Origin of the sequence: Urinicoccus massiliensis, assembly GCF_900120405.1 — a bacterium.
In the GTDB taxonomy this organism is placed as follows: domain Bacteria; phylum Bacillota; class Clostridia; order Tissierellales; family Peptoniphilaceae; genus Urinicoccus; species Urinicoccus massiliensis.
The window spans coordinates 496,205-517,624 of sequence record NZ_LT635492.1; the positions used below are offsets into that span (position 1 = coordinate 496,205).

Annotated in this window: 22 protein-coding genes and 1 tRNA gene; 1 reads left to right on the plus strand and 22 read right to left on the minus strand. The window is 43.9% G+C overall.

The features are described from left to right. Nucleotide 1 precedes the first annotated feature (1 nt). The 19 genes from rsxA to BQ7400_RS02850 form a co-directional block, all read right to left on the minus strand. Complete coding sequence (rsxA, locus tag BQ7400_RS02760; protein ID WP_034440590.1) at nucleotides 2-580, minus strand: electron transport complex subunit RsxA; 579 nt, start codon at nucleotides 578-580, stop codon at nucleotides 2-4. Nucleotides 581-589: 9 nt separating this feature from the next. Beyond that, the gene (rsxE, locus tag BQ7400_RS02765) at nucleotides 590-1,189 is read right to left on the minus strand and encodes an electron transport complex subunit RsxE (RefSeq protein ID WP_034440591.1); all 600 of its coding nucleotides are present in this window, start codon (nucleotides 1,187-1,189) and stop codon (nucleotides 590-592) included. A gap of 9 nt (nucleotides 1,190-1,198) precedes the next feature. Continuing rightward, the gene (locus BQ7400_RS02770; RefSeq protein WP_034440592.1) at nucleotides 1,199-1,777 is read right to left on the minus strand and encodes an RnfABCDGE type electron transport complex subunit G; all 579 of its coding nucleotides are present in this window, start codon (nucleotides 1,775-1,777) and stop codon (nucleotides 1,199-1,201) included. Nucleotides 1,778-1,787: 10 nt separating this feature from the next. Then, complete coding sequence (locus BQ7400_RS02775; protein WP_072469390.1) at nucleotides 1,788-2,732, minus strand: RnfABCDGE type electron transport complex subunit D; 945 nt, start codon at nucleotides 2,730-2,732, stop codon at nucleotides 1,788-1,790. Between the two features lie 9 nt (nucleotides 2,733-2,741). After that, the gene (gene rsxC, locus BQ7400_RS02780; protein ID WP_034440594.1) at nucleotides 2,742-4,076 is read right to left on the minus strand and encodes an electron transport complex subunit RsxC; all 1,335 of its coding nucleotides are present in this window, start codon (nucleotides 4,074-4,076) and stop codon (nucleotides 2,742-2,744) included. Nucleotides 4,077-4,454: 378 nt separating this feature from the next. Beyond that, nucleotides 4,455-4,541, minus strand: a tRNA-Leu gene (locus BQ7400_RS02785). After that, nucleotides 4,541-6,196, minus strand: a complete 1,656-nt coding sequence (locus BQ7400_RS02790) for an ABC transporter substrate-binding protein (RefSeq protein WP_180371943.1) — start codon at nucleotides 6,194-6,196, stop codon at nucleotides 4,541-4,543. Before BQ7400_RS02790 ends, BQ7400_RS02785 begins: the two co-directional genes overlap by 1 nt. 17 nt (nucleotides 6,197-6,213) lie before the next feature. Further along, complete coding sequence (gene coaE, locus BQ7400_RS02795) at nucleotides 6,214-6,813, minus strand: dephospho-CoA kinase (protein WP_072469392.1); 600 nt, start codon at nucleotides 6,811-6,813, stop codon at nucleotides 6,214-6,216. Beyond that, nucleotides 6,800-9,433 (minus strand): DNA polymerase I, encoded by a 2,634-nt coding sequence (gene polA, locus BQ7400_RS02800; protein ID WP_072469393.1) that lies wholly within the window; start codon nucleotides 9,431-9,433, stop codon nucleotides 6,800-6,802. The genes coaE and polA overlap by 14 nt, the downstream gene beginning before the upstream one ends. After that, complete coding sequence (locus tag BQ7400_RS02805) at nucleotides 9,430-9,933, minus strand: O-acetyl-ADP-ribose deacetylase (RefSeq protein ID WP_072469394.1); 504 nt, start codon at nucleotides 9,931-9,933, stop codon at nucleotides 9,430-9,432. The genes polA and BQ7400_RS02805 overlap by 4 nt, the downstream gene beginning before the upstream one ends. A gap of 106 nt (nucleotides 9,934-10,039) precedes the next feature. Then, nucleotides 10,040-11,200 (minus strand): [FeFe] hydrogenase H-cluster maturation GTPase HydF, encoded by a 1,161-nt coding sequence (hydF, locus tag BQ7400_RS02810; protein ID WP_245759396.1) that lies wholly within the window; start codon nucleotides 11,198-11,200, stop codon nucleotides 10,040-10,042. Next, nucleotides 11,169-12,584 carry a [FeFe] hydrogenase H-cluster radical SAM maturase HydG gene (hydG, locus tag BQ7400_RS02815; RefSeq protein WP_034440600.1) on the minus strand — a complete coding sequence of 472 codons (1,416 nt, stop codon included), beginning with the start codon at nucleotides 12,582-12,584 and terminating at the stop codon, nucleotides 11,169-11,171. The genes hydF and hydG overlap by 32 nt, the downstream gene beginning before the upstream one ends. Continuing rightward, nucleotides 12,577-13,632: a [FeFe] hydrogenase H-cluster radical SAM maturase HydE gene (gene hydE, locus BQ7400_RS02820; protein ID WP_072469642.1), complete on the minus strand. Its 1,056-nt coding sequence runs from the start codon at nucleotides 13,630-13,632 to the stop codon at nucleotides 12,577-12,579. The genes hydG and hydE overlap by 8 nt, the downstream gene beginning before the upstream one ends. Further along, complete coding sequence (locus tag BQ7400_RS02825; RefSeq protein ID WP_034440602.1) at nucleotides 13,622-13,885, minus strand: TM1266 family iron-only hydrogenase system putative regulator; 264 nt, start codon at nucleotides 13,883-13,885, stop codon at nucleotides 13,622-13,624. The genes hydE and BQ7400_RS02825 overlap by 11 nt, the downstream gene beginning before the upstream one ends. Before the next feature lie 170 nt (nucleotides 13,886-14,055). After that, nucleotides 14,056-14,547, minus strand: a complete 492-nt coding sequence (locus tag BQ7400_RS02830) for a flavodoxin (protein WP_072469643.1) — start codon at nucleotides 14,545-14,547, stop codon at nucleotides 14,056-14,058. 75 nt (nucleotides 14,548-14,622) lie between these two features. Continuing rightward, a complete protein-coding gene (locus tag BQ7400_RS02835) occupies nucleotides 14,623-15,111 on the minus strand; it encodes a ferritin (RefSeq protein WP_072469395.1) in 489 nt (162 codons plus the stop codon). Between the two features lie 48 nt (nucleotides 15,112-15,159). Next, on the minus strand, nucleotides 15,160-15,657 hold the full coding sequence (locus BQ7400_RS02840; protein ID WP_072469396.1) for a ferritin: 498 nt from the start codon (nucleotides 15,655-15,657) through the stop codon (nucleotides 15,160-15,162). Nucleotides 15,658-15,732: 75 nt separating this feature from the next. Then, nucleotides 15,733-16,983 (minus strand): metal-dependent hydrolase family protein, encoded by a 1,251-nt coding sequence (locus tag BQ7400_RS02845; protein ID WP_072469397.1) that lies wholly within the window; start codon nucleotides 16,981-16,983, stop codon nucleotides 15,733-15,735. Nucleotides 16,984-17,045: 62 nt separating this feature from the next. Next, the gene (locus tag BQ7400_RS02850) at nucleotides 17,046-17,810 is read right to left on the minus strand and encodes a YwaF family protein (protein ID WP_072469398.1); all 765 of its coding nucleotides are present in this window, start codon (nucleotides 17,808-17,810) and stop codon (nucleotides 17,046-17,048) included. Between the two features lie 161 nt (nucleotides 17,811-17,971). Here BQ7400_RS02850 and BQ7400_RS02855 point away from each other — a divergent pair, with 161 nt between their 5' ends. After that, entirely contained in the window at nucleotides 17,972-18,874 is a 903-nt protein-coding gene (locus tag BQ7400_RS02855) for an ROK family protein (RefSeq protein WP_072469399.1), read from the plus strand. 31 nt (nucleotides 18,875-18,905) lie between these two features. On the opposite strand, the gene BQ7400_RS02860 is transcribed toward BQ7400_RS02855, so the two are convergent. The 3 genes from BQ7400_RS02860 to pgeF all read right to left on the minus strand — a co-directional run bounded on the left by BQ7400_RS02860 (nucleotide 18,906) and on the right by pgeF (nucleotide 21,076). Beyond that, nucleotides 18,906-19,721, minus strand: a complete 816-nt coding sequence (locus BQ7400_RS02860; protein WP_072469400.1) for a C39 family peptidase — start codon at nucleotides 19,719-19,721, stop codon at nucleotides 18,906-18,908. 80 nt (nucleotides 19,722-19,801) lie between these two features. Continuing rightward, a complete protein-coding gene (locus BQ7400_RS10275; protein WP_083553248.1) occupies nucleotides 19,802-20,341 on the minus strand; it encodes an isochorismatase family protein in 540 nt (179 codons plus the stop codon). A gap of 9 nt (nucleotides 20,342-20,350) precedes the next feature. Next, nucleotides 20,351-21,076, minus strand: coding sequence for a peptidoglycan editing factor PgeF (gene pgeF, locus BQ7400_RS10280; protein WP_083553249.1), 726 nt, complete (start codon nucleotides 21,074-21,076; stop codon nucleotides 20,351-20,353). Nucleotides 21,077-21,420 lie beyond the last annotated feature (344 nt).

Below are 21,420 nucleotides of genomic sequence, written 5' to 3' on the forward strand. Positions count from 1 at the left end.
CTTATATTAACCCAGCGAAACCGCCAAAGGCCATAGCCATGAGTCCCGCACTAATTAAAGCAATCGGCACACCTTGTAGTGCTTTAGGCAGGTCGACAAGTTCCAAGCGTTCACGTAAAGCCGCAATTAAAACCAGTGCAAGACCAAATCCAATGGATGCGCCTAAGCCACTAAATAAGGTTTCAATAAAACCATAGTCATTTTGAATGTTTAATACAGTCACCCCTAATACAACACAGTTGGTTGTAATCAAGGGAAGATAAACACCCATGGCAGTATATAGGGCCGGGCTCATCTTCTTAATGACCATTTCCACAAATTGCACCAAAGAAGCAATAACCAAAATAAAGACGATGGTTTGTAAGTATTCTAAGCTCAAGACATCCAGGATAAATCTTTGTAGAACCCAGGTAATTGCAGATGCAAAAACCACAACAAAGGTTACGGCAATACTCATTCCCACAGATGTTTCAACCTTGGAAGAAACTCCCAAGAAGGGACAGATCCCTAAGAATTGAGCGAAGACATAGTTGTTAACTAAAATTGTTCCAATTAATATTACAAATATTGAATTTAACATTTCTTCCTCCTAGGCTTCTTTTTTCTTATCCATTAAATAACGAAAAGCTGCAATTAAGAATCCAAGAAGAACAAAAGCACCTGCTGGAGCGACTAAAAAGCCGATGCCAGGATAGGCTTCTGGAAAAATACGTGTGCCAAAAAGTTCTCCTGAACCGAAGAGTTCACGAACAAAACCCATGGCCAATACAGCAATCGTATATCCTAACCCAGTTCCAAGTCCATCAATAAATGAAGGAATAATCTTGTTTTGATAGGCAAATCCTTCTGCTTCCCCAAGAATACAGCAGTTTACAACGATTAATGGTAAGAAGATACCTAGAGCTTCGTAAATAGGTGGTACATAGGCATGTAGGACCATTTCCACTAGGGTTACGAAGGTTGCAATAACTACGATAAAGGCAGGGATCCGGACCTTGCTTGGTATAATTTTACGAAGGGCACTGACAACCGTATTACTCATAATCAATACAAAAGTAACAGCAACCCCCATGGCTAATGAGTTCAAGAGGGTGTTGGTAACAGCCAGAGTTGAACACAAGCCAATTAATTGAATGAAGATTGGGTTGTTTTTAAACATCCCATCCTTTAATACTTTTTTTAAGTCCATGAAATCCTCCTACTTTACTAACTCTTTGTGGTAGAAATCAATAACCTTGTTGACTCCTTCAAGAGCTCCCTTAGATGTAATGGTTGCCCCTGTCATCATCATGATTTCATCATCAGCTTGTGGGGACTTATTTCCCTTAAGAGGTCCCTCAATGGATTTACCTACATAGCTTTCAGCATATTCCGGTTCTGAAATGTGACTTCCGAAACCTGGAGTTTCACTGTTGCTGATATTTCTAAAGCCTGCCATGGTGCCATCATTAAGGATACCAACGGCATTTTTAAAGGCTCCACCATATCCATAGGCTAGATAGTTAATCCCATATCCCACAACATCTTCTCCCTTTTTGGCTAAAAAGATGTCCGTAATTGTTGGATATTTTTCCTTTAATTTTGCAAGTTCTGCCGCATCATAGGGTTCAAAGTCGTCTGCCTTATCCCCAAAAATATCCCTATAAGATGCCAGGGTTGTTTCTAATTCTTGCTTAGCAATAATATCCGATGTATAAAAATTCACACTTGCTAAAATGAGACCGGAAATTGTCGCAATAATTAGCAGTACAGCTCCTAATCGAAGAGTTTCTTTCATTGCTTCACCTCTATGCTTTCTTAGGCCCGTAAGCTTCGCCAACGGTAAACTTGTCAATTAAAGGCGTACATACATTCATCAGTAAAATTGAGTAGGAAACACCTTCAGGCATACCGCCCTTGGCACGAATAACCGCTGTAACCAAACCTGCTCCCAGGGCAAAAATAATCTTTCCCTTGGCATTCATGGGGCTGGATGAATAGTCTGTTGCCATAAAGATGGCACCAAGTAATAAACCTCCACCTAACACTTCATAAGCAAGTAAGTCAGCCTTGACTCCAAATAAGAGTAAGAAAATTGCTGTTGACACAATATAAATAATTGGAGTCTTCCAATCAATAACCTTACGAACGATCAGGTAAATTCCGCCAAGAATTAAAGCAATAGCACAAGTTTCACCAATAACACCGCCGATGTTTCCTGTGAACATATCCATTAATGCTGGCAAGTCTCCGCCACCCTCTTTTAAAATTTGAAGAGGTGTTGCTCCAGTCATTCCATCCGGTTTAAGATAGGCTGTCATTTGTTGGGGCCAAGAAGCCATTAACATAACCCGAGCAGCCAGGGCTGGGTTCATGAAGTTGCCTCCAATACCGCCGAAACATTCTTTTACAATAATAATGGCAAAGACGCCACCAAAGGCCACCATCCATAAAGGGGCCCCTGCCGGTACGTTGAAGGCCAGTAAAATTCCAGTAACTACTGCAGATAAATCCTTAACTTGGACTGGTTTTTTCATTAATTTTTGGAAGGCATATTCCGATAAAACACATGCTCCAACAGATACAGCCATAATGGCTAGACTGTAAAGGCCAAAGAAGTAAACAGATGCAATAGCAGCCGGTACTAGGGCAATTAATACATCTAACATGATTCTTTGAACCGTATCATTTGAACGAATATGTGGTGCTAGAGATACAAAATAGTCTCCACTGTTTCTAAGATTTTTATCCATCTCTACCTCCTACTTCTTTGAGCCCATGCGGATTTCTCTCTTGGCCAGCTTAACAGATTCTGTTAAGTGCCGTTTTGCCGGACATACAAAAGAGCAAATTCCACATTCCATACATTGGTCTGCATGATAAAGTTCTGCTAAATCAACACGATTACGCAAAATAGCCGCGTTAATATCTGTAGGATTGATATTTGCAGGACAATGATCTACGCAACGAGAACACTTGATGCAAGGAGATTCCACTTCTTTCGGTTTTTCCACTTCTGTAAAAATCAAAAGTCCGGATGTTGTCTTGGTAATGGGACTATCTAAGTCAAAGACAGACTTTCCTGTCATGGGACCGCCACAGACAATCTCAACAAAGTTTTCCTTAACACCACCACAGAATTCTAAAATTTCCCCTACACTTGTTCCAATGGGGACCATAATATTCTTTGGCTTTTCAATTCCTGTTCCACTAACTGTAATGACACGTTCAATGGAGGGAAGACCCTTTTCAATGGCTTCATAAAAAGCCAGAGTCGTTCCAACATTTGTCAGGAAGACTCCCACATCATTTGTAACACCATTTTGTGGGACAATCCTTTTAATAACCGCTTCAGCTAATCGTTTAGAATCCCCTTGGGGATATTTTGTTTGACAGCCGGCAACCTTTAAATCCTTCCATTCTGGATTGTCTTGGATAAGCTTTTCCATCTTTTCAATGGCATCCGGCTTATTTTCTTCAATAGCCACATAGGCTTCCTTGGTGTGGTAAAGATCTGCAAAGAGCTTTAAGCCCTTTAAAATTTCATCTGCCCGTTCCAGCATAATCCGATGGTCACAAGTTAAGTACGGTTCACATTCAGCACCATTTAAGATTACAACATCTAAAAGCGGATCTTCACTTTTTAATTTTGCATGGAGAGGGAAACCTGCTCCACCCATACCAACGATACCGGCTTTTTTTACAAAAGACATAATATCGTCAATATTAGCTGTTTCGTAATTTTTAAAGGGCTCTAACCCTTCAACATATGTGTTGGCTCCATCATTTTTAATAGACACACAAATACAATACCGACCATCAGCAGTATATCGTTTGTCTACAGCAACCACTTCACCGGAAACGCTGGCGTGCACGTCTGCAGATACGAAAGCATCTGATGTTCCCACGACTTGACCTATTTTTACTTGGTCTCCAACCTTCACCGTTGGATTACAAGGTGCCCCAATATGTTGGCTCATTGGAATGTGCACAATGCTCGGCTGGTCTAACCGCTCAATAGGACAACTTTCTGTGAGGGTTTTATGTTCGTCCATGTGAACTCCTCCCACGGAAAACGTGAGATTTTTTAAATTCATACCTTTCACCTCTTCATATTCAGTTCAAGCTCTCTGCGTAAAAAATATTTTCAAACATTTTATACTAGTTTAATTATAACACTCTTGCCAGGCCTTGTATATTGACATTTAAAAAAAGCTCCTTGATTTTATGTAAGTTTTAGGGGCTGGAAACCTTTACCCCGACCCTTTTTACAGAAAACCACTTTAAGATATTGACAATAAAGGAAGGTCCGTCTAATTATGAAAGCTAGTATCAATATTTTTTTAACAATTTAGGATCCAGCTTTTTGTCTTTCTCTCCTTCTAGGTAGAATCAAGAAAGCCAGAAACTTTGTTAAAAAAATATTTGCCCGCTTTAAGAAAAAAGCTTATAACCACTACGATTATAAGCTATTTTGGTGCGAGGAAAGGGACTTGAACCCTCACGTGATAACTCACACATGCCCCTCAAACATGCCTGTCTGCCTATTCCAGCATCCTCGCTAATCCTGGTATTCTTTAGGGATGTATGTTTTCGACAGACGGTGGTAGAGGTCATAGACTGACGGTTCCAAGCTCCTGCGAATTCTCTTGTCCTTTAAAATCGCCCCTTGTTTAAAATAAAGGGGAATATAAGGGCAATCCCTATAAAATAACTCAGTAATTTTATTATAAAGAGTTTTTTCATCTTCGTCAACACTTCGCAGGGATAATTTTTTTAAATACTGGTCCATTTCCTGGCTGGAATAAGAACTCAGATTGCTTTGTCCGACCATTCCTGAATATAAAAGACTGGATAGGTCTGGCAAGGGGGTCATCTGCATACCCACCAGGGCCAGGTCAAAGTTGCCGTCTTTAATTTGCTTTTGAAAGTTGTCCCACTCTTCTTTTTGCTTGGCCGGATCTTTTTCCTTTCGATTGTCTACAGGGAGATAGTTGCCATAGGCTTCCAGCCCCATTCTTCTTAAGTCATCAATAATCAAATCCACAGTGGCCTTCCGGTTGTAGTTAAAGGAGTTGGTGGTAATGGCAATCCGCAATTCTCGTCCATCAGGAAAGGTAAAAAACCCCCGCTCATTTTCCTTAAAACCAGCTTTTTTTAGAATATTTCGACCCGTATCCACATTGTAGTAGATGGACTGGCTAATATAGTCTGCATACTTGGACTTGGGATGGATGAGGGAGCTGGTTTGAATGGCCTTGCCCAGGCAAAGGGAATCAATAATCCGGGCCTTGTTGATACTTCTGGCCATGGCCTGTCTCAAGGCCTGACCCTGGCTTCCTTGAAATTTTTCTTGCTTCATATTGATGGCTAAAAATTCCAATTCATTGGTGGGAAATTCTTCCACCTGAATCCGGCTGGAATTACTTTCTCGATCCCAGTCATAACCGTCGTTCATGGACAGGTCCACCTGGCCTGTTTCCAGGGCATTGGTTCCCTGGCCCTTGTTTTCCAAAATCTTTCCTTGGACCTTGTCAATATAGGGAGGTTGTCCCCAATAATTTGGATTTTTTTCCAAGGTCCAAGGCTTTAAGGTGTCTCCAGACATATAACGGAAGGGGCCGGACCCCACCATGGGGAAGTTTTCTTCTTTTAATCGGTCTTCCTGACTTAAGAGGTGGCTGGGAAGAACTGGAAAGGTCAGCATTTGTAGAACGTTCCGATAGGGCCTGTCAAATTGAAAGTCTACATTTCTTTCGTCAAAGGCCACTGCCCGACAGGAGCCACTTCCTGAAAAGCTGTTGCAAGAGCCCATGCTGTGACGAATAAGCCCCAGGTAGGGATTGTCTGCCGGCAAGTCCAGGATGGCATTAAAGGTGTCTGACACATCTTGAGCTGTTAGGGACTGGCCATCATGCCAACGCAGGTCCTTTTTCAGGGTTACTGATAGGGTCAAGCCGTCTTCAGAAAATTCATAGTGCTCGGCCAGGTTGTTTTTAAAATTTCCAAGAGCGTCCGAAATATACAGGGATTCAAAAATCAACTTGGAAAAGTAAAAATAGTCTGTGTTCTTGGTTAAGAGCGGATTGACTGTGTCCATATGGGTCAAGGGAAGTTCCAGGGTCCCTCCCGAAACAGGACTAGTTTCAACCAGTTCATCTTCTGAAATTTCTTTAATTTTTATATCTTTACTTCCTTGGCATGCCGTCAGGCACAAAAGGAATAATAGGCAAACTATAAGGCCCCGTCGCATAGGCGCTTCAACTCCCTGTCTACTTGTTTTAAGGTGGTGTCCGGATCATGGCTGTTGTCAATTAAAACATCTGCACGGACTTTTTTGTCTTCTAGGGACATTTGTGCATCAATCTTTTTCTGAGCATAGTCTCGACTGATGGAATCCCTCTTCATTAAACGCTGGATTTGCTTGTCTTTAGGAAGCCAAACCAGCCATATTTCATCGTAGGAAATATTTTTTTGCTGGTCCAGGGTTTCCAGTAAAAGGGGCATGTCTACAAAAACCAGGCCCTGCCGGCCTTGGATTTCCCTTTCAATGCTGGAAAAAACCAAGGGGTGCATCAGGTCATCCAGCTTTTTTCTTTCCTTTTCATTGGAAAAAACCAACCGGCCCAGTTTTTCTCTTTGTAGGACTCCATGGTCCACCAGGCCAGGAAATAAGTCCCCTATCTTTTTTAAAAGCTGGGGGTTTGTTTGCAAGTCCCGAACAATTTTATCGCTGTCAATAACAGGGTATCCCTTTTCTTGCAAATAGGCCGTAACCAAGGATTTTCCCGAAGAAATCCCCCCGGTTAATCCAATCACTTTATTTTGCTTCATACCAACTCTTCCCACTTGAAACATCTACAGATAATGGAATCTCCAGCTTGGCTGCTCCTTCCATTAGGTCCACTAATTCTTTCTTCACCTTGTCCCTATCTTCTTCCTTGACTTCCAATAAGAGTTCGTCATGGATTTGTAGGATCAACTTGGCCTGGCTCTTGGAGTCTTTCAAGGCCCGATAGACCTTGATCATGGCAATTTTAATAATATCTGCCGCTGACCCTTGAATGGGGGTGTTTAAGGCAATCCGCTCCCCAAAGGACCGGATATTGAAGTTCTTGGCACTTAATTCCGGTACATACCGTCTTCGATGGAAGATTGTTTCCACATAACCTTGTTTTTTCCCCAGGGCTATAATGTCCTTCATAAACTTTTGGACCCCGCTAAAGTTATCCAGGTAGCGGTCAATATAGTCCTTGGCTTCCTTTCGGGGGATGTTTAAGTCCCTGGATAGGCCATAGTCGCTAATTCCATAGACGATGCCGAAGTTTACTGCCTTGGCCTGTCTTCTTTCCAGGTCAGTAATTTCCTCTTGGTCCTTGTGGAAGACTTGGGCTGCTGTTCTCCTATGAATATCTTGTCCCTGGCGGAAGGCATCCAGCATATGGTCGTCCTTGGAAATATGGGCCAGGATTCGCAATTCAATTTGTGAGTAATCGGCGTCTACAAAACAAGACCCTTCCGGAGCCACAAAGGCCTTGCGGATTAAACGCCCTTCCTTGGTTCGAACAGGAATATTTTGTAGGTTTGGATCGTTACTGGATATCCGCCCCGTAGCCGTATTGGTTTGTTTAAAGGTGGAATGAATCCGACCATCTTCGCCGATTAAATCCGCCAGACTTTCCAAGTAAGTGGATTTCAGCTTGGACAGGGACCGGTAACGCAAGATGTCATCAATAATGGGCCCTTGGCCTTTTAGCTTTTCCAAAACCTCTACTGATGTAGAATAGCCGGTCTTGGTCTTCTTTATGACAGGCATGCCCATTTTTTCAAACAAGACTTGGCCCAGTTGCTTGGGGGAATTCAAGTTGAAATCCACCCCGGCCTCCTTCTTAATGGAGGCTTCCAAGGAATCAATTTCGGTAGAAATTTCTTCATTTATTTCCTTTAAAACTTGGGCATCTACCTGGACTCCTGTTAATTCCATAGAAGCCAAAACTTCACATAGGGGCAGCTCAATTTCTTGAAAGAGGCCCAGCATATTGCTTTCTTCCAGTTGTTTCCTTTGGGGCTCCATAAGACGTAAGATTCCTTGGCAGGTTAAGGAGGCATATTGGTAGAGGTCTTCTTGGTCCAGGTCTTGGAAGCTTTTTTTCTTCTTACCCTTTCCTTGTAGGTCTTCCAGGGAAGCCATTTGCTCATTAAAATAGTCCTGGTAGAGTCTGGGCATGGAATAATCATTTTGCCCTGGGTCTATTAGGTATTGGGCAATTTCCGGGTCAAAGACAAGATTTTCGGCCTCTACTTCTTGGTCTAAAAGATAGGTCCAGGCCTCTTTCAAGCCATAGGTATATTTTTTATTTGCTCCCGAAAATAGGGTCCTAAGCTGGTTTTGGTCTAAGGCCTCTTTAAGAATATAGGTCTTGTCCTCAGCTAGTTTAAAGGCAAAAAGATGGGGCTTGTAGCCATGGTAAACTGGCCCTTCTTGCAGGATGTAAAAGGCAAAATCCTTGCCCTTGCACTTGGACAGAACCTCTGCTCCATCCAGGACAAGGTAGCCCATGTCCTGGGCCTGGTCTTCCCCTGCCATCCCCTGATAGTCCTGGGGAAGTTTTTTTAAGAGGCTGGAAAATTCATACTTACTATAGAGGTCTCTTAGGGCATCATAGTCATACTCTCCAATGGCCAAGTCTTCCAAGGAAAGATCCAAGGGGACTTGCCGGTAGATGGTTCCCAATTTTTTGGACATATAGGCCTGGGCCTTATAGTCCCTGATTTTTTCGCCCATTTTCCCCTTAAGTTCTTCTTCATGAGCATAAAGGCCGTCCATGGTCCCGTATTGGTGGAGCAATTTTAAGCCAGTTTTTTCTCCAATGCCAGGAATCCCCGGAATGTTGTCAGAGCTGTCTCCCATAAGTCCCTTTAGGTCAATCATTTGGTCCGGAGTCAACTGGTATTCTTCTTCCAGACGGGCTAGGTCATATTTTTCTGTTTCGCTAATGCCCCGCTTGGTTAAGTGGACAGAAGAATTTTCATCCACCAGTTGGAGGTAGTCCCGGTCTCCTGTTAGGTAGACAACCTGATAATCTTGGTCACTAGCCATCTTGCCCAGGGTCCCGGCAATATCATCTGCCTCGTAAATGGGACTATCCAGGGTTACGATGTGCATGTGGTCCAAAATTTCTCGCACCATGGGCCATTGTTGGTCCAACTCACTGGGGGTCTTTTGCCGGGTTCCCTTGTAGTCTTCATATTCTTTGTGGCGGAAGGTCTTGCCCTTTTGGTCAAAACAGACAGCCAAATAATCTGGTTGATAGCTCTCTTTAAAATTTTCCATCATGGAAATAAAACCATAAACGGCGTTGGTGTAGAGACCATTTTTGGTTGTCAAAAGTGGCAGGGCATAAAAGGCCCTAAAAAACAAACTACTGCCATCAATTAATAGTACTTTTTTCATCTTTCCTCCCCATCTTTTTGTATTCTTAAGGCCATCTCCTTCAAGTCCTCTGTAAATAAGACCAGGTAGATGTCCTGGAAATCTTTTTCTGCAGCCTGCAAATTTTCTATGGCTATGGCCATGCACTCTTGGAGGGGATAGCCATAAACCCCTCCAGAAATCAAGGGAAAGGCCAGAGTTCTCAGACCATATTCCCTGGCCAAGTCCAAGGAGGATTGGTAGGCAGACCTTAAGAGGTCGGCTTCCTTGTGGAGACCATCCTGGTAAATGGGGCCCACTGTATGGATTACTTTTTTTGCCTTTAACTGGTATCCATCCGTAATCCTGGCCTGGCCAGTTGGGCAGCCAGCTAATTTTTTACACTCTTCCAAGAGGCCCGGTCCTGCCGCCTTGTGGATGGCCCCATCCACTCCGCCGCCTCCCAAGAGGGATGGATTAGCCGCGTTGACAATCCCATCTACAGGACACTGGGTAATGTCTCCCTTGACAATATGAAACATAGACTCCTCCTTTTATTTACACTTTCTTCTCTTAATCATTATAGCAGAAAAGACGGCCAAGTTATATCTTCCCTTAAAGACAAAGGGTCCGGAAAATTTCCGAACCCTAGTAGGCAATGTCATCAAGTATGCCCCTTATCTTGGCAATAACCAGACCATAATTACTAATGGCCACCCCAGCTTCTTGGGCCTGGTGAATCCTTGCCATGGTCATGGCCCGGTTAAACATGCAAGATCCACAGCTGATAACCAGGTCATAGTCCTTTAGATTGTCAGGATAGTCCAGTCCTCGCGCAAAGTCAATTTTGACATCCGGCCCCAGCCTTTCTCTTAATAGCCGAGGGATTTGAACCCGGCCAATGTCTTCTTCCATGGGGGCATGACTGCAGGCCTCGCTGATTAAAATCCGGGCATCTCCCCCTAAGTCATCCAGCTTCCTGGCCCCCTCCAAATAGGCTTGGATGTCTCCCTTCATCCGGGCCATCAGGACAGAAAAACTGGTGAGCCTTAAAGAATTTGGAAGTTTCTTTTTCACTTGCGAAAAAATTTGTGAGTCTGTAACCACTAGGGAAATCTTGTCCCCCAGGTCTTCCAAACTTTTTTCCAGGTCCTGGGGCTGGATGGTCAAAAGCCTACACCCTAGGTCCAAACCGGCACGAAGGGTCATCACTTGGGGAAGAATCAACCGCCCCTTGGGGGCCTGGATGTCCTGGGGCATGACTAAAAGTAAGAGGTCTCCCTTTTTTGCCAGACCATCTAATAGGCCCGGCTCTTGGTCCTCCTTCAAGGTCCCGGCAAGGGCTTGCAAAATTTTATCCTTTTCAAAGGGGAGGACTTCTTCCTTAACCTGGTCTTTTAAATCTTTTTCCAGGGGACCATTGGCCACCAGAAGAATTTTTTTCTTCCGCCTTCTTAAGTCTTGCAGCCAGGACAAGTCTTCCATTCCCTGGCGCAAAACCACTAGGCAGAGGTCACATTCATCCAGGACCTGGAGGGCCCTTTGGGTTCTCTTTTCCTGGAGGAGGCTGGCATCATAAAGACCCGCCGTATCTATAAAGACACAGGGCCCCAGACCCTGTACTTCCATGGCCTTGTAAACAGGGTCTGTTGTGGTTCCAGCCTTGGGGTCAACAATGGAATAGTCTTGACCTAGGAGCAGGTTAAACAGAGTAGATTTTCCGGCATTGGCCTGGCCAAAAATGCCAATGTGTTTTTGGTTTCCTCGATTTTCCATTTTAGAATCTAAAATCCCTTTGTCCTTGGTCAATTTTTCCCAGATAGGCTTGGGTCAATTCTCTAACTTTTGGATTGGAAATCACATCTAAATTTTCCTCAATGACCTTGTTCCCCAATTTTTGTGTTTGGGGATTTGCATAGTCATCCAGGTATTCTCTTAAGGTAATCAGGGCGTTGGGGTGGCAACAATTAATGATTTGTCCCGACTTCAGAAGACTCATAAAGCGGTCCCCAGTCCGACCCTCCCGGTAACAGGCTGTGCAAAAACTTGGAATGTGTCCTAATTCCAAGAGCCAATGGATAACTTCTTCCAGGCTTCTGTGGTCGGATACATCAAATTGGGCAGAGGAGGGGTCTTCCATTTCGTTAATGTAGCCTCCAACAGAGGTTCTAGACCCACCGGAAATTTGAGAAATTCCCAGCTCCAAGACTTCCCCCCGGACCCTTTTGGATTCCCTGGTGGAGATGATCATGCCCGTATAGGGAACGGTTAAACGGATAATGGCCACAATTTTTTCAAAAATTTCATCCGGAATGGAGTTGTCAAATTCATCTGGATCAATATCATCTGCCGGGCAAACCCTGGGGACAGAAATGGTGTGGGGACCACAACCATAAGTGGCTTCCAGGTGTTCAGCATGCATTAAGAGGCCCACTAGGTCATACTTGTAGTTGTTGATGCCAAATAAAACACCAATTCCTACATCATCAATTCCCCCTTCATTGGCCCGGTCCATGGCCTCTGTATGGTAGGCATAGTTGTGTTTGGGTCCCTTGGGATGGAGCTTTTCATAATTGTCCTTGTGGTAGGTTTCCTGGAAGAGGATGTAGGTTCCTATACCTACCTCCTTGAGTTTTCGATAGGAGTCAATGTCTGTGGCAGCAATATTGACATTGACCCGGCGGATGGCTCCATTTTTATGCTTGATACTGTAAATGGTTTCAATGCTCTCTAAGATATAGTCCAAGGGGTTGTTCACAGGGTCTTCTCCCGCTTCCAAGGCCAGGCGTTTGTGGCCCATGTCTTGGAGGGCAATGACTTCTTGCCGGATATCCTCTTGGCTGAGTTTTTTCCTGACAATATTTTTATTTTTAGCATGGTAGGGGCAATAGACGCAGTGGTTGATGCAATAGTTGGACAGGTAGAGGGGGGCAAAAAGGACAATCCGGTTGCCGTAAAATTTCTTTTTAATGGACCGGGCGATGTTTTTCATCTCTTGGGTCACCTGGTCGTCATCGTTTAAAAGCAATATGGCCGCTTCCCTATGGCTAATACCTTGGGCCTTTTTGGCCTTGGCCAAAATCTTCTCCACAAGGTCTTTATTGTTTTTATTTTTTTCTGCTTCTTCTAACGTGTCCAGTATTTCTTCGTGGTTAATAAATTCATCCGCATTATGGGATGTTTTTTTATACATGTTTCACCTCAAAATCTCCCCTGGCCATGACCAAGTCATAGCCAATTTTTTCCATGACTTCTTTTAAATCCTTTAAATTTTCCGCCGCCTCGATATTAAAACAGGCCTTATCCTTGTAAAGGGCGTAGTCCTTGCGATGGTAGGCCGGTGTCAAGTTCGGCATATAGACATTTGCCCCGCCCTGGATGGCCAGGTCCCTTCCCTGGGGCGATAGGGTATTTAGGGATGTGGTTGCCGGTATGTTGGCATAAGGCAAAAGTAAACGAAGGAGATGAATTAAGAAGACAGTCAATTCCACTGACCCCGGCTTTTCGCCAGAAAAGGGGGTGTCTTCATGGGGAATATAGGGCCCAATCCCCACCATTTCCGGTTCCAGATCTTGAATGAAGACCAGGTCTTCCACAAGATGGTCCAGACTTTGGCCGGGACTCCCAACCATCATCCCAGTACCGGTTTGGTAGCCCAATTCCTTTAAGTCATAAAGACATTGAATTCTGTTTTCTAAACTCATCTCCTTTGGATGGAGCTTTCGATAGTGTTTTTTATTTTTTGTTTCATGACGCAGTAAAAAACGGTTGGCTCCAGCTTTTTTTAACTTCTCATAAGATTGGTAGGAACGTTCTCCAATGGACAAGGTCAAGGCCGCTTGAGGATTGATACCCTTGATTTTTCGGACTAGGTCCAGGTAAAAATCATCGTCTAAAAGGGGGTCTTCCCCTCCTTGTAAGACAAAGGTCTTAAAGCCCATATCCGTTCCCAGCTTCACCGCTTGTAAAACCTCCTCTTGAGAGAGACGGTAGCGGTGCAAGTTATGATTTCCTCTACGAATTCCACAATAGTAGCAATTATTTTTACAAATATTGCTCAGTTCAATCAAGCCCCGGACATAAATCTTCCTGTGGAAGACCCTGTCTGTCAAGCTTGATGCTTCCCTTGCAAGGGTTTGCCGAACTTCCTCTCGATGGTCTAGGAGAACTTTTAATTTTTCCCCGGAGAGCCGATGGTCTTCCAGGAGATCATCCACAATTCCCTCTAGCTTATCGGTCATCTTTTGTGTTTGCATATGAGGTTTTTACTGTTACATTTGGAACCATACCCAACTTCCCAGACAAAGAATTGATGTCGTCTTCCAAGCCGTCTACGATAACGGCAATTAAAGAAACTTTTCTTTCCCTGTAAGGAATCCCCATGCGACCAACAATCATGTCTTGGTAGTCATGTAGCAAGGAGTTTAATTGGTCAATATTTTCTGCTGTCTTTTGGTTAACAACAATGGATAAAATCGCAATTTTATTTTCCATAATTTCCTCCAATCTAATAGATCCAGTAAGTCAGACTCCTAGTTTCATCAGAAAGTTCACCTTTATTTTAACACTTATAGAAAAAAATGTACAATTTATAAAAAATTTCCTCCATTTTCCCTGGTGGCAAAAAAATTCCCTAAAAAGTAGCACTTTCTAGGGAAGCTTTTTTATTTTTCTGGAGTCAAGCCTTGAATCCAAGCTTCAACGTCTTCTTTTTCCAGAGACCGGTTCAATCTTTGGCCCCTTAAAATCTTAAGTCCGGGCCCATACTTTTCTTCCAGTCGGTCTTGGGCCTTATCTATTGGACTGCCTCCCGATGTGGCAAAGGGGACCACTTCCTTGCCTTTGAGGTCTTCCTCTTCCAGAAAATGGTCAATAATCCTGGGCTCGATGCCCCACCAGATGGGAAAACCTATAAAAATCCTCCCATAGTCTTCCAGGTCCACCGGCAATTTTTTATAAGCCGGCCTTGCCCCTTCATCTTTCATTTCCAAACTGGATCGAGAATCCGGATTTTTCCAGTCCAAATCTTCCTTGGTGTAGCTTTCTTGAGCCTCAAAGGGATAAGATTCACATCCCAAAATCCCTGCCAGGGCCTTGCCGGCCCATTCAGTTGTTCCACCACAGGAAAAATAAACCACCAAAGTATCTTTTTTCATCCAAACCTTCTTTCTTTTAGCCAATATAAAAAGAAGACAAGAGCTCCCGCCCTTGCCTCCTAGTCTTTTTGTATTTTACCTTTTTCCTAATCCACTGTCTACTTTCAACAAGGCTGCCTTGTCATTGCCAACAAATTTAACTAAGTCAATTAGGTCTCTAAAGCTTTCTTCTTCTTCAACTTGTTCATCGACAAATTTTCTCAAGAAGTTTTCTGTTGCATATTGCTTTTCTGCCATAGCCAGGTCCAGAATTTCTGAAATGCTCTTTGTAATCATTTGTTCATGTTTATAGGCTGCTTCAAGAACTTCTAACAAGTCTTTGTAGTCAGTTTTTTGGCCTTCAACCTTTTCCAAAATAACCTTTCCGTCCATGGATTTAACATGTTGGATAAAGGCTTCAGCATGTTCCAATTCTTCTTGTGTTTGCTTGGTCATCCAGGAAGAAGCTCCTCTTAATCCTGCATCATCCAGATAAATCCGCATGCCATTGTAAACATAGGCTGCTTCATATTCTTTTCTAATTTGATCATTTAAAGCTTTTTCTAATTTTTTACTTAATTTCATAATTTCATTCTCCCTTTCAATCAATCGGCATTCTGACAAGATACTTATTTATTCTTGTCCCCTTTGGCCCAAATAGCTATCTACTTGGAACATCGCTGCCTTATCTTTCCCGGCCAGTTCAAACAATTGGAGGACATCTCTAAAATTCTCTTCCTCTTCCACTTGCTCGTCCACATAGGTCCTTAGGAAATTTTCAGCAGCATAGTTCTTTTCTTTAATGGCCAAGGCCAAGATTTCTTCAATGCTTTTTGTAATTTCTTTTTCATGGACTAGGCCAGCCTCCCAAACAGAAGCTAGACCATCATACTTTGTGGTTTCCGCTTGGATTCCAGCCAATTCAACTTGTCCATCTAGGGACTTGATAAATTGGATAAAATCCTCAGCATGTTGGATTTCTTCTTTTGTCTGCAGGGTCATCCAGTGGGTGGCCCCGGGAACACCGAAGTCGTCTAAATAAATCCGCATGCCGTTATATTTATAGGCTGCCTCATATTCCATGGCTACTTGTTTATTTAATGCTTTTTCTAATTTCTTACTTAACTTCATTCCATCCCTCCCTCTTTTTCTTTAATCTTATTACTACCCAAAGGGAGTCCACTTTAACCAAAAATCCTGGATTTTTTATAAATTCTTCTTGATCCATTCCCCTTCTTTAATAATCATGTCCATGTTTTCTGGGGAGACATTGCGGATGTTGTCCAGGGGGTTCTTACTTAAAACCAAAATGTCAGCAGACTTTCCAGCTTCAACAGTTCCTGTAACCTGGTCCACCTTAAGCATCTCAGCCCCGGTTTTTGTCGCCGCAACCAGGGTGTCCATAATGGGAATTTTTGCCTTTTCTACAAAAGATACCATCTCACCAATAGCGGTCGTTCCATAAGGAGTCAAGCTTGAGCAGAAGGAGTCCGACCCAATGGTTAGGCCAATTTTTTTCTTGGCGGCCTTTCTCAGGTTGGCATAAACCCGGTTTAATTCCTTTTCTACCACCGTATCCCCCTCGTAAAAGTCATGGACAGCCGGGTCGTAGGGTGGAGCATAGGACTTAAACCATTCGTTTAAAAATTGAATGGTGGGGCAAAAATAAATACCCTTTTCAGCCATAATATCCAGACACTCATCATTGAGAGTTTGTCCGTGGATGATTAAGTGGACCCCTGCCTTGGCAGAATCCAGAGCACCGCCATAGCCTTCCGCATGACTCCAAACGGGAATCCCCACCATCTTACACTCATCCACTACCGCCTTAATTTCTTCAAAGGTATAGTGCTGGTCCAGCTTTTGGTCCCAGCGCCAAATGCCTCCACCTGTGGACCAAATTTTAATGGCATCGGGATTGTCTCTTAGCCGTCTTCGAACGGCCTTTCTTAATTCCCAAGGGCCATCCACCCTTTCTGCCCAGGGGTGGGAATTTTCATTATAGGCCAGGGGAAGTTCGTGGCTATCCCCATGGCCGGCTGTCCGACAAAAACCCCGGCCTGTCGCCACAATGCGAGGGCCCTGCATGACTCCGGCTTCCACCATATTGCGAATATGGATGCCATTGTAGGAAATTTCCCCAACAGTGGTAAGTCCCCTTTCCAAGCACTCATGAGCCTGTTGGACTGCAACCACTGTTTTTTGTACCGGATGCTCAAAAACCCAATCCCGGTCATTGTCCGTTAAGTTACCTGAAAAATGCAGGTGGGTGTCAATCAAGCCCGGAAGAATGGTCTTTCCCTTTAGGTCGATTTCCAAATACTTGTCCCGGTCAAAATCCCGGCTGGGGCCGGCATAAGTTATGGTTTTTCCTTCAACAATCACCATTCCGTCCCGGATGGGGTCTTGGCCATTTCCGTCAATTAACAATCCATGATTTAATACATAAGAATTCATTCCAGCCTCCTTTATTTTCTCTTCTTATTATAACACAGTCTTTCCAATTAAAAAAAAGCCGCCTAGGCAGCTTTCTTTTCTTTCCATTGAGACCATTTAACAGCAAGCTCTTCCTTGTTGAGAAAAATCCAATGGACCAGGACGATAAATAAATTGTAGGCCAAAAAGATCAGGGCATGGTAAAAAATCCGAGGCATGCTTTCCAAACTCCCAGTTAAGATGGGGCTGGCTGACAAGTAGGCATAGTTTGTGTCAAAAAATTTGTTGGCAAAGAGGCAAAGGATTAAAAACAAGTTTACAAAGGCCAGGCTGAAATTCAAATCATGTTGGTTGAATTGGTACTGGTCCACCCCTAAAAAGTAAACAGAGGCCCAAAAGATTGAAAAGTGTGTTAAAAAGTAATTGAAATTGGTGATGTGGGGCCAGGAATAGGCCATAAGGTCGGGAAGAATCATGGGAAGGATCCCCCCAATTAAGCCCCAGTAAATCGTAATTCCCTTAAAGGCTTCCTTCTTACTAATAAGGGCCAACAAGGCTGTCCAAAGAGCCATGCGGCAGGTGTAAAGAGGGAGACCTGAAGCCAGACCATCGGTCCGGATAAAAAAGGAAAAATAAAGAAAGGTCACTTGGTGGAAGAGGATCATGGCAATCAAGACTCCCCGAATCCGAGCATCTAAAGTCTTATTGGTCCGAATGGCTTGCCTGTTTCGATAAATCCACCGAGCCCCTAGAAACATCATCAGGATTAGGACAATATGTAACCAGCTGAAGGCTTGAAAATGAAAACCATCCTCCTGGGCACGAAATAATTCTTTAAGTAGCTGCATACGAACTCCTTTCGTTTTTCTACACTATTATTTTACACAGGATAAGGCCTAAAATCCAGCTTCTTTTCCCGGGCAATAGTAAAAATTCGTCTAAAGTTTTTTTAAATCTTTTCGATTTTTCCAATAAATGTGTTAGGATAAAAGAAAACAAGGAGGTCACTATGTACGGAGCAATTGAAGCGGGAGGAACGAAATTTAACCTGTCCCTGGCCAATGACCGGGGAAAAATCATCAAGGAAAAGACCCTTGCCACAGGCAGTCCCCAAGAGGTCCTAGACCAAATCATTTCTTTTTACCGGAAAAATCCTGTCCAGGCTCTGGGAGTGGGTCTTTTTGGTCCTGTGGACTTGGACCCAAGCCGGGAAACTTTTGGCTGTCTTTTAAAGACCCCCAAGGAGGCCTGGAGAAATTATCCCTTTTATAAAAAACTCAGCCAGGCCCTTCCTGGGACCAAGCTGGCCCTGGATACAGATGTCAATGTAGCCGGCCTGGGTGAATATTACCTGGGCAATGGTCTGGGAAAAAAATCCCTCCTGTACTTAACCATAGGTACCGGGATTGGCGGAGGCTATATCTTAAAGGGCCGTCCCCTTCAAGGTTTGTCCCACCCAGAAATGGGCCACATCCTTCTAAGACCCCACCCCCAAGATTCCTTCTCCGGCACCTGTCCCTACCACGACTATTGCCTGGAAGGAATGGCTGCCGGCCCCAGCATCTATGGCCGCTATAAAAAATTTGGCCAAGACTTAGATCCTAATCATGAAGCTTGGACCTTCCTGGCCTATTATTTGGCCCAGGCCCTTGTATCCTATACCGTGGTCTTGCGGCCGGACCAAATTACCCTAGGTGGCGGTGTCATGCACAGCCCCAACCTCTTAACCAGGGTCAGGGAAAACTTCTCTGACCTCTTCCACAACTACCTGGACCTTCCTCCCCTGGAAGACTACATCAAGCCCCCCCGGCTAAAGGACCGATCGGGAATTTTCGGCGCCCTTCTTTTAGTCCTGGACGAAAATACAAAAAAGCAGCTTATCCTGGATAGCGACCTGGAGAGAGAAAATTAATCCTCTCCAGGTCGGTCCTGGCAAGCTGCTTTTATTTTCTTATGGCCCAGACATTTTTTATCTGGCTCCGAATCCTAGGCAGTTGCCAATGGAGCTTGGAGTTTCGCACACTATTGGGGTCATTGATAATCAACCGCCCCTGGTCATCCAGGCCTGCAATGGCCACCATATGAGAAGTAGAAGTAAAATTTCCCCTCCGCAGGCTAGCCACAAGATAGGCTCCCTGGTTTAATTGGTCTTGGATTTGGTCCACGGGAATGGACGCCACTTCCAGCGAATAATCCCGGGCCAGACCATCAAAAACCTCCCAAGAGCTATAGCCATCCTTCAGGTAGCCATTTTCTATCATGTAGCTGGCCACATGGTCCGGGTCCGTCTGAATACCAAGCCCCTCTAAAACCATGGCTATGGAGCTGGGGCCACATCCATGGGTGGCCATAATCCCCCTACTAAAGGCATGGTAGCCCCACCGCCGGTCCCATTGGGCATAATAGGGCAAGGGAGAATCCACAGAAAAATCCTGGGACGTCTTGGCCAAAGAAGGATTGTCCTCTAAAAAGCCCAAAACAAAGGGCCTAGCTTCCTTTTCACAAGCTGCAAGCTTTAAGAGCTTGTCAGGTAAAACTTCCTTTTGTTGGTAAATTTTTTCTGCATCCGGGTCTTGGGAAGCCTCTTCTTGCAAAAGATTTACATAGGTCTCTCTCTGGTCCAGGTCTCCCAGACTTGGGCTGGAAGATAGGGTTAAGTCCTTATTACCCAGCTTGTATTCCTGGTGGGTTGCCAGTAAAAAGCCACCGCCAATAAGGAGAAGGACCAGTAGAAAAAGTCTCCTTAAAAATTTTTTCATATCTATCACCTAGAAAAATTATAGCAGGGGATTCTTAAGAAAAAATTACAGGTCTTTAAAGGACTTCTTAAATTATAAAATTATTGAACTTGGATGCCTTGGTCTAGCAAGTCTTGCAAATTTTTTTCATGGTCTTCTTGGTCAATATAGCCCAAGAGATCTTTTAAGACAATGACCTCCCGGCCGGCCTTTTTAAAGTCCAAGGCCGTTTCTCTGACACAATATTCACTGGCAATCCCCGCCAGGTAAATAGGCCCTTCCAGGTCATCCCGCAAGAGATGGCCCAGGTCATTTTCCGCATCAAAGGCAGAATACTCTTCCCGGTCCTTGTCCCTGCCCTTGTAGTAGGATCGGTTGATATCCGCCGGATATTTTGTTTGACTAAACTTTTCATGAACCTTAGCCCCATCAGTATCAGCCACACAATGAGCTGGCCAAAGTCCCCCTTGGTCCTTAAAACTACAGTGGTCTGTAGGGTGGAAGTCCAGACTATAAAAAACCTTTAAATCATCATGGTCTTTTAAAAAATCCACAATGGCATCCACAGTTTCTTCCCCATTGACTGCTGCCAGGGCACCATGGACAAAATCATTTTGACAATCGATAATTACTAAATTCATCCCATCCTCCTAGTCTTTCATCATAACAATCATAGAATTTAAGCCATAGTCCGCCCCATCTCGACGGGCTGAATGAAGGTCCTTGGACCGGTAGGTCGACACCGGACAAATCTCGATTTTTTCCTTCTTGATGCCCCCTTCTAAAAGGATGGCCTCATTGGCTCCTAAAAGGTCCAAGTGGTACTTGTCCCCCTTTTGATAAAAAAAGTCATCCCGCTTGGCAAAATCCTCAAAAGCCTGGTAGACTTCTGGCCCCACCTCGTAACTTTCCTGGTCAATACTGGGGCCGATATAGGCATAGATATCCTCCGGCGAAGAAGAAAAATCCTTGACCATCCGGTCCAGGGCCAGAGCAGCAATCTTTCCTGCTGTCCCCCGCCAACCAGAATGGACCAGGGCCAAAACCCCCTTCTTGAGGTCATAGAGGACCACCGGTGAACAATCTGCAAACTTCACCAATAAGGCAACTTCCTTCTTATCCGTAATTAAACCATCCGTATTGTAAAAAATTTTCCCATAGACAAAGTCCTGGCCATTTTCCCCATCACAATATTGGATATTGAGAGAATGGTCTTGGTAGCCTGTGTAAATCATCTTGGGGACAGCCCCCAGGTCATTGCACAAGTCAAAAACATAGTGTTTGACCTTCTTGCCCTCTTTTTTATAGGACATAGAAAATTTTTTCCCACTAATATAAGTTAAAAGCCCTTGGCTTTCCAAAAGTTTTGAACGCATTGTTTTCGATCCTTTCTTTACTCATTCCCTATAATGATACCCGAAAAGGGCCAGCTATAACAAGGTCTTAAAAGCTTCTTGTTTAATAAAATAAAGAGACAGACCCCTAAACCTGGGCCTGTCCCATTAAAAAAATCTATTTTCTACTTTTTTCTAGTAAAAATACTCAGTAGACCTATTGGAATAAAAAATAGAATCCAACCCAGGACGCAGCAAATATCGATGATAAGAGCCAAAATAGCTATGAGACTTGTCTCCTCGTCCTCTTTACTTTATTCTAGCAAAGTAGATCCCCATCTTCAATGCTCTTTTAAATCGATAGCTTGATTTTTATAACCCCCATA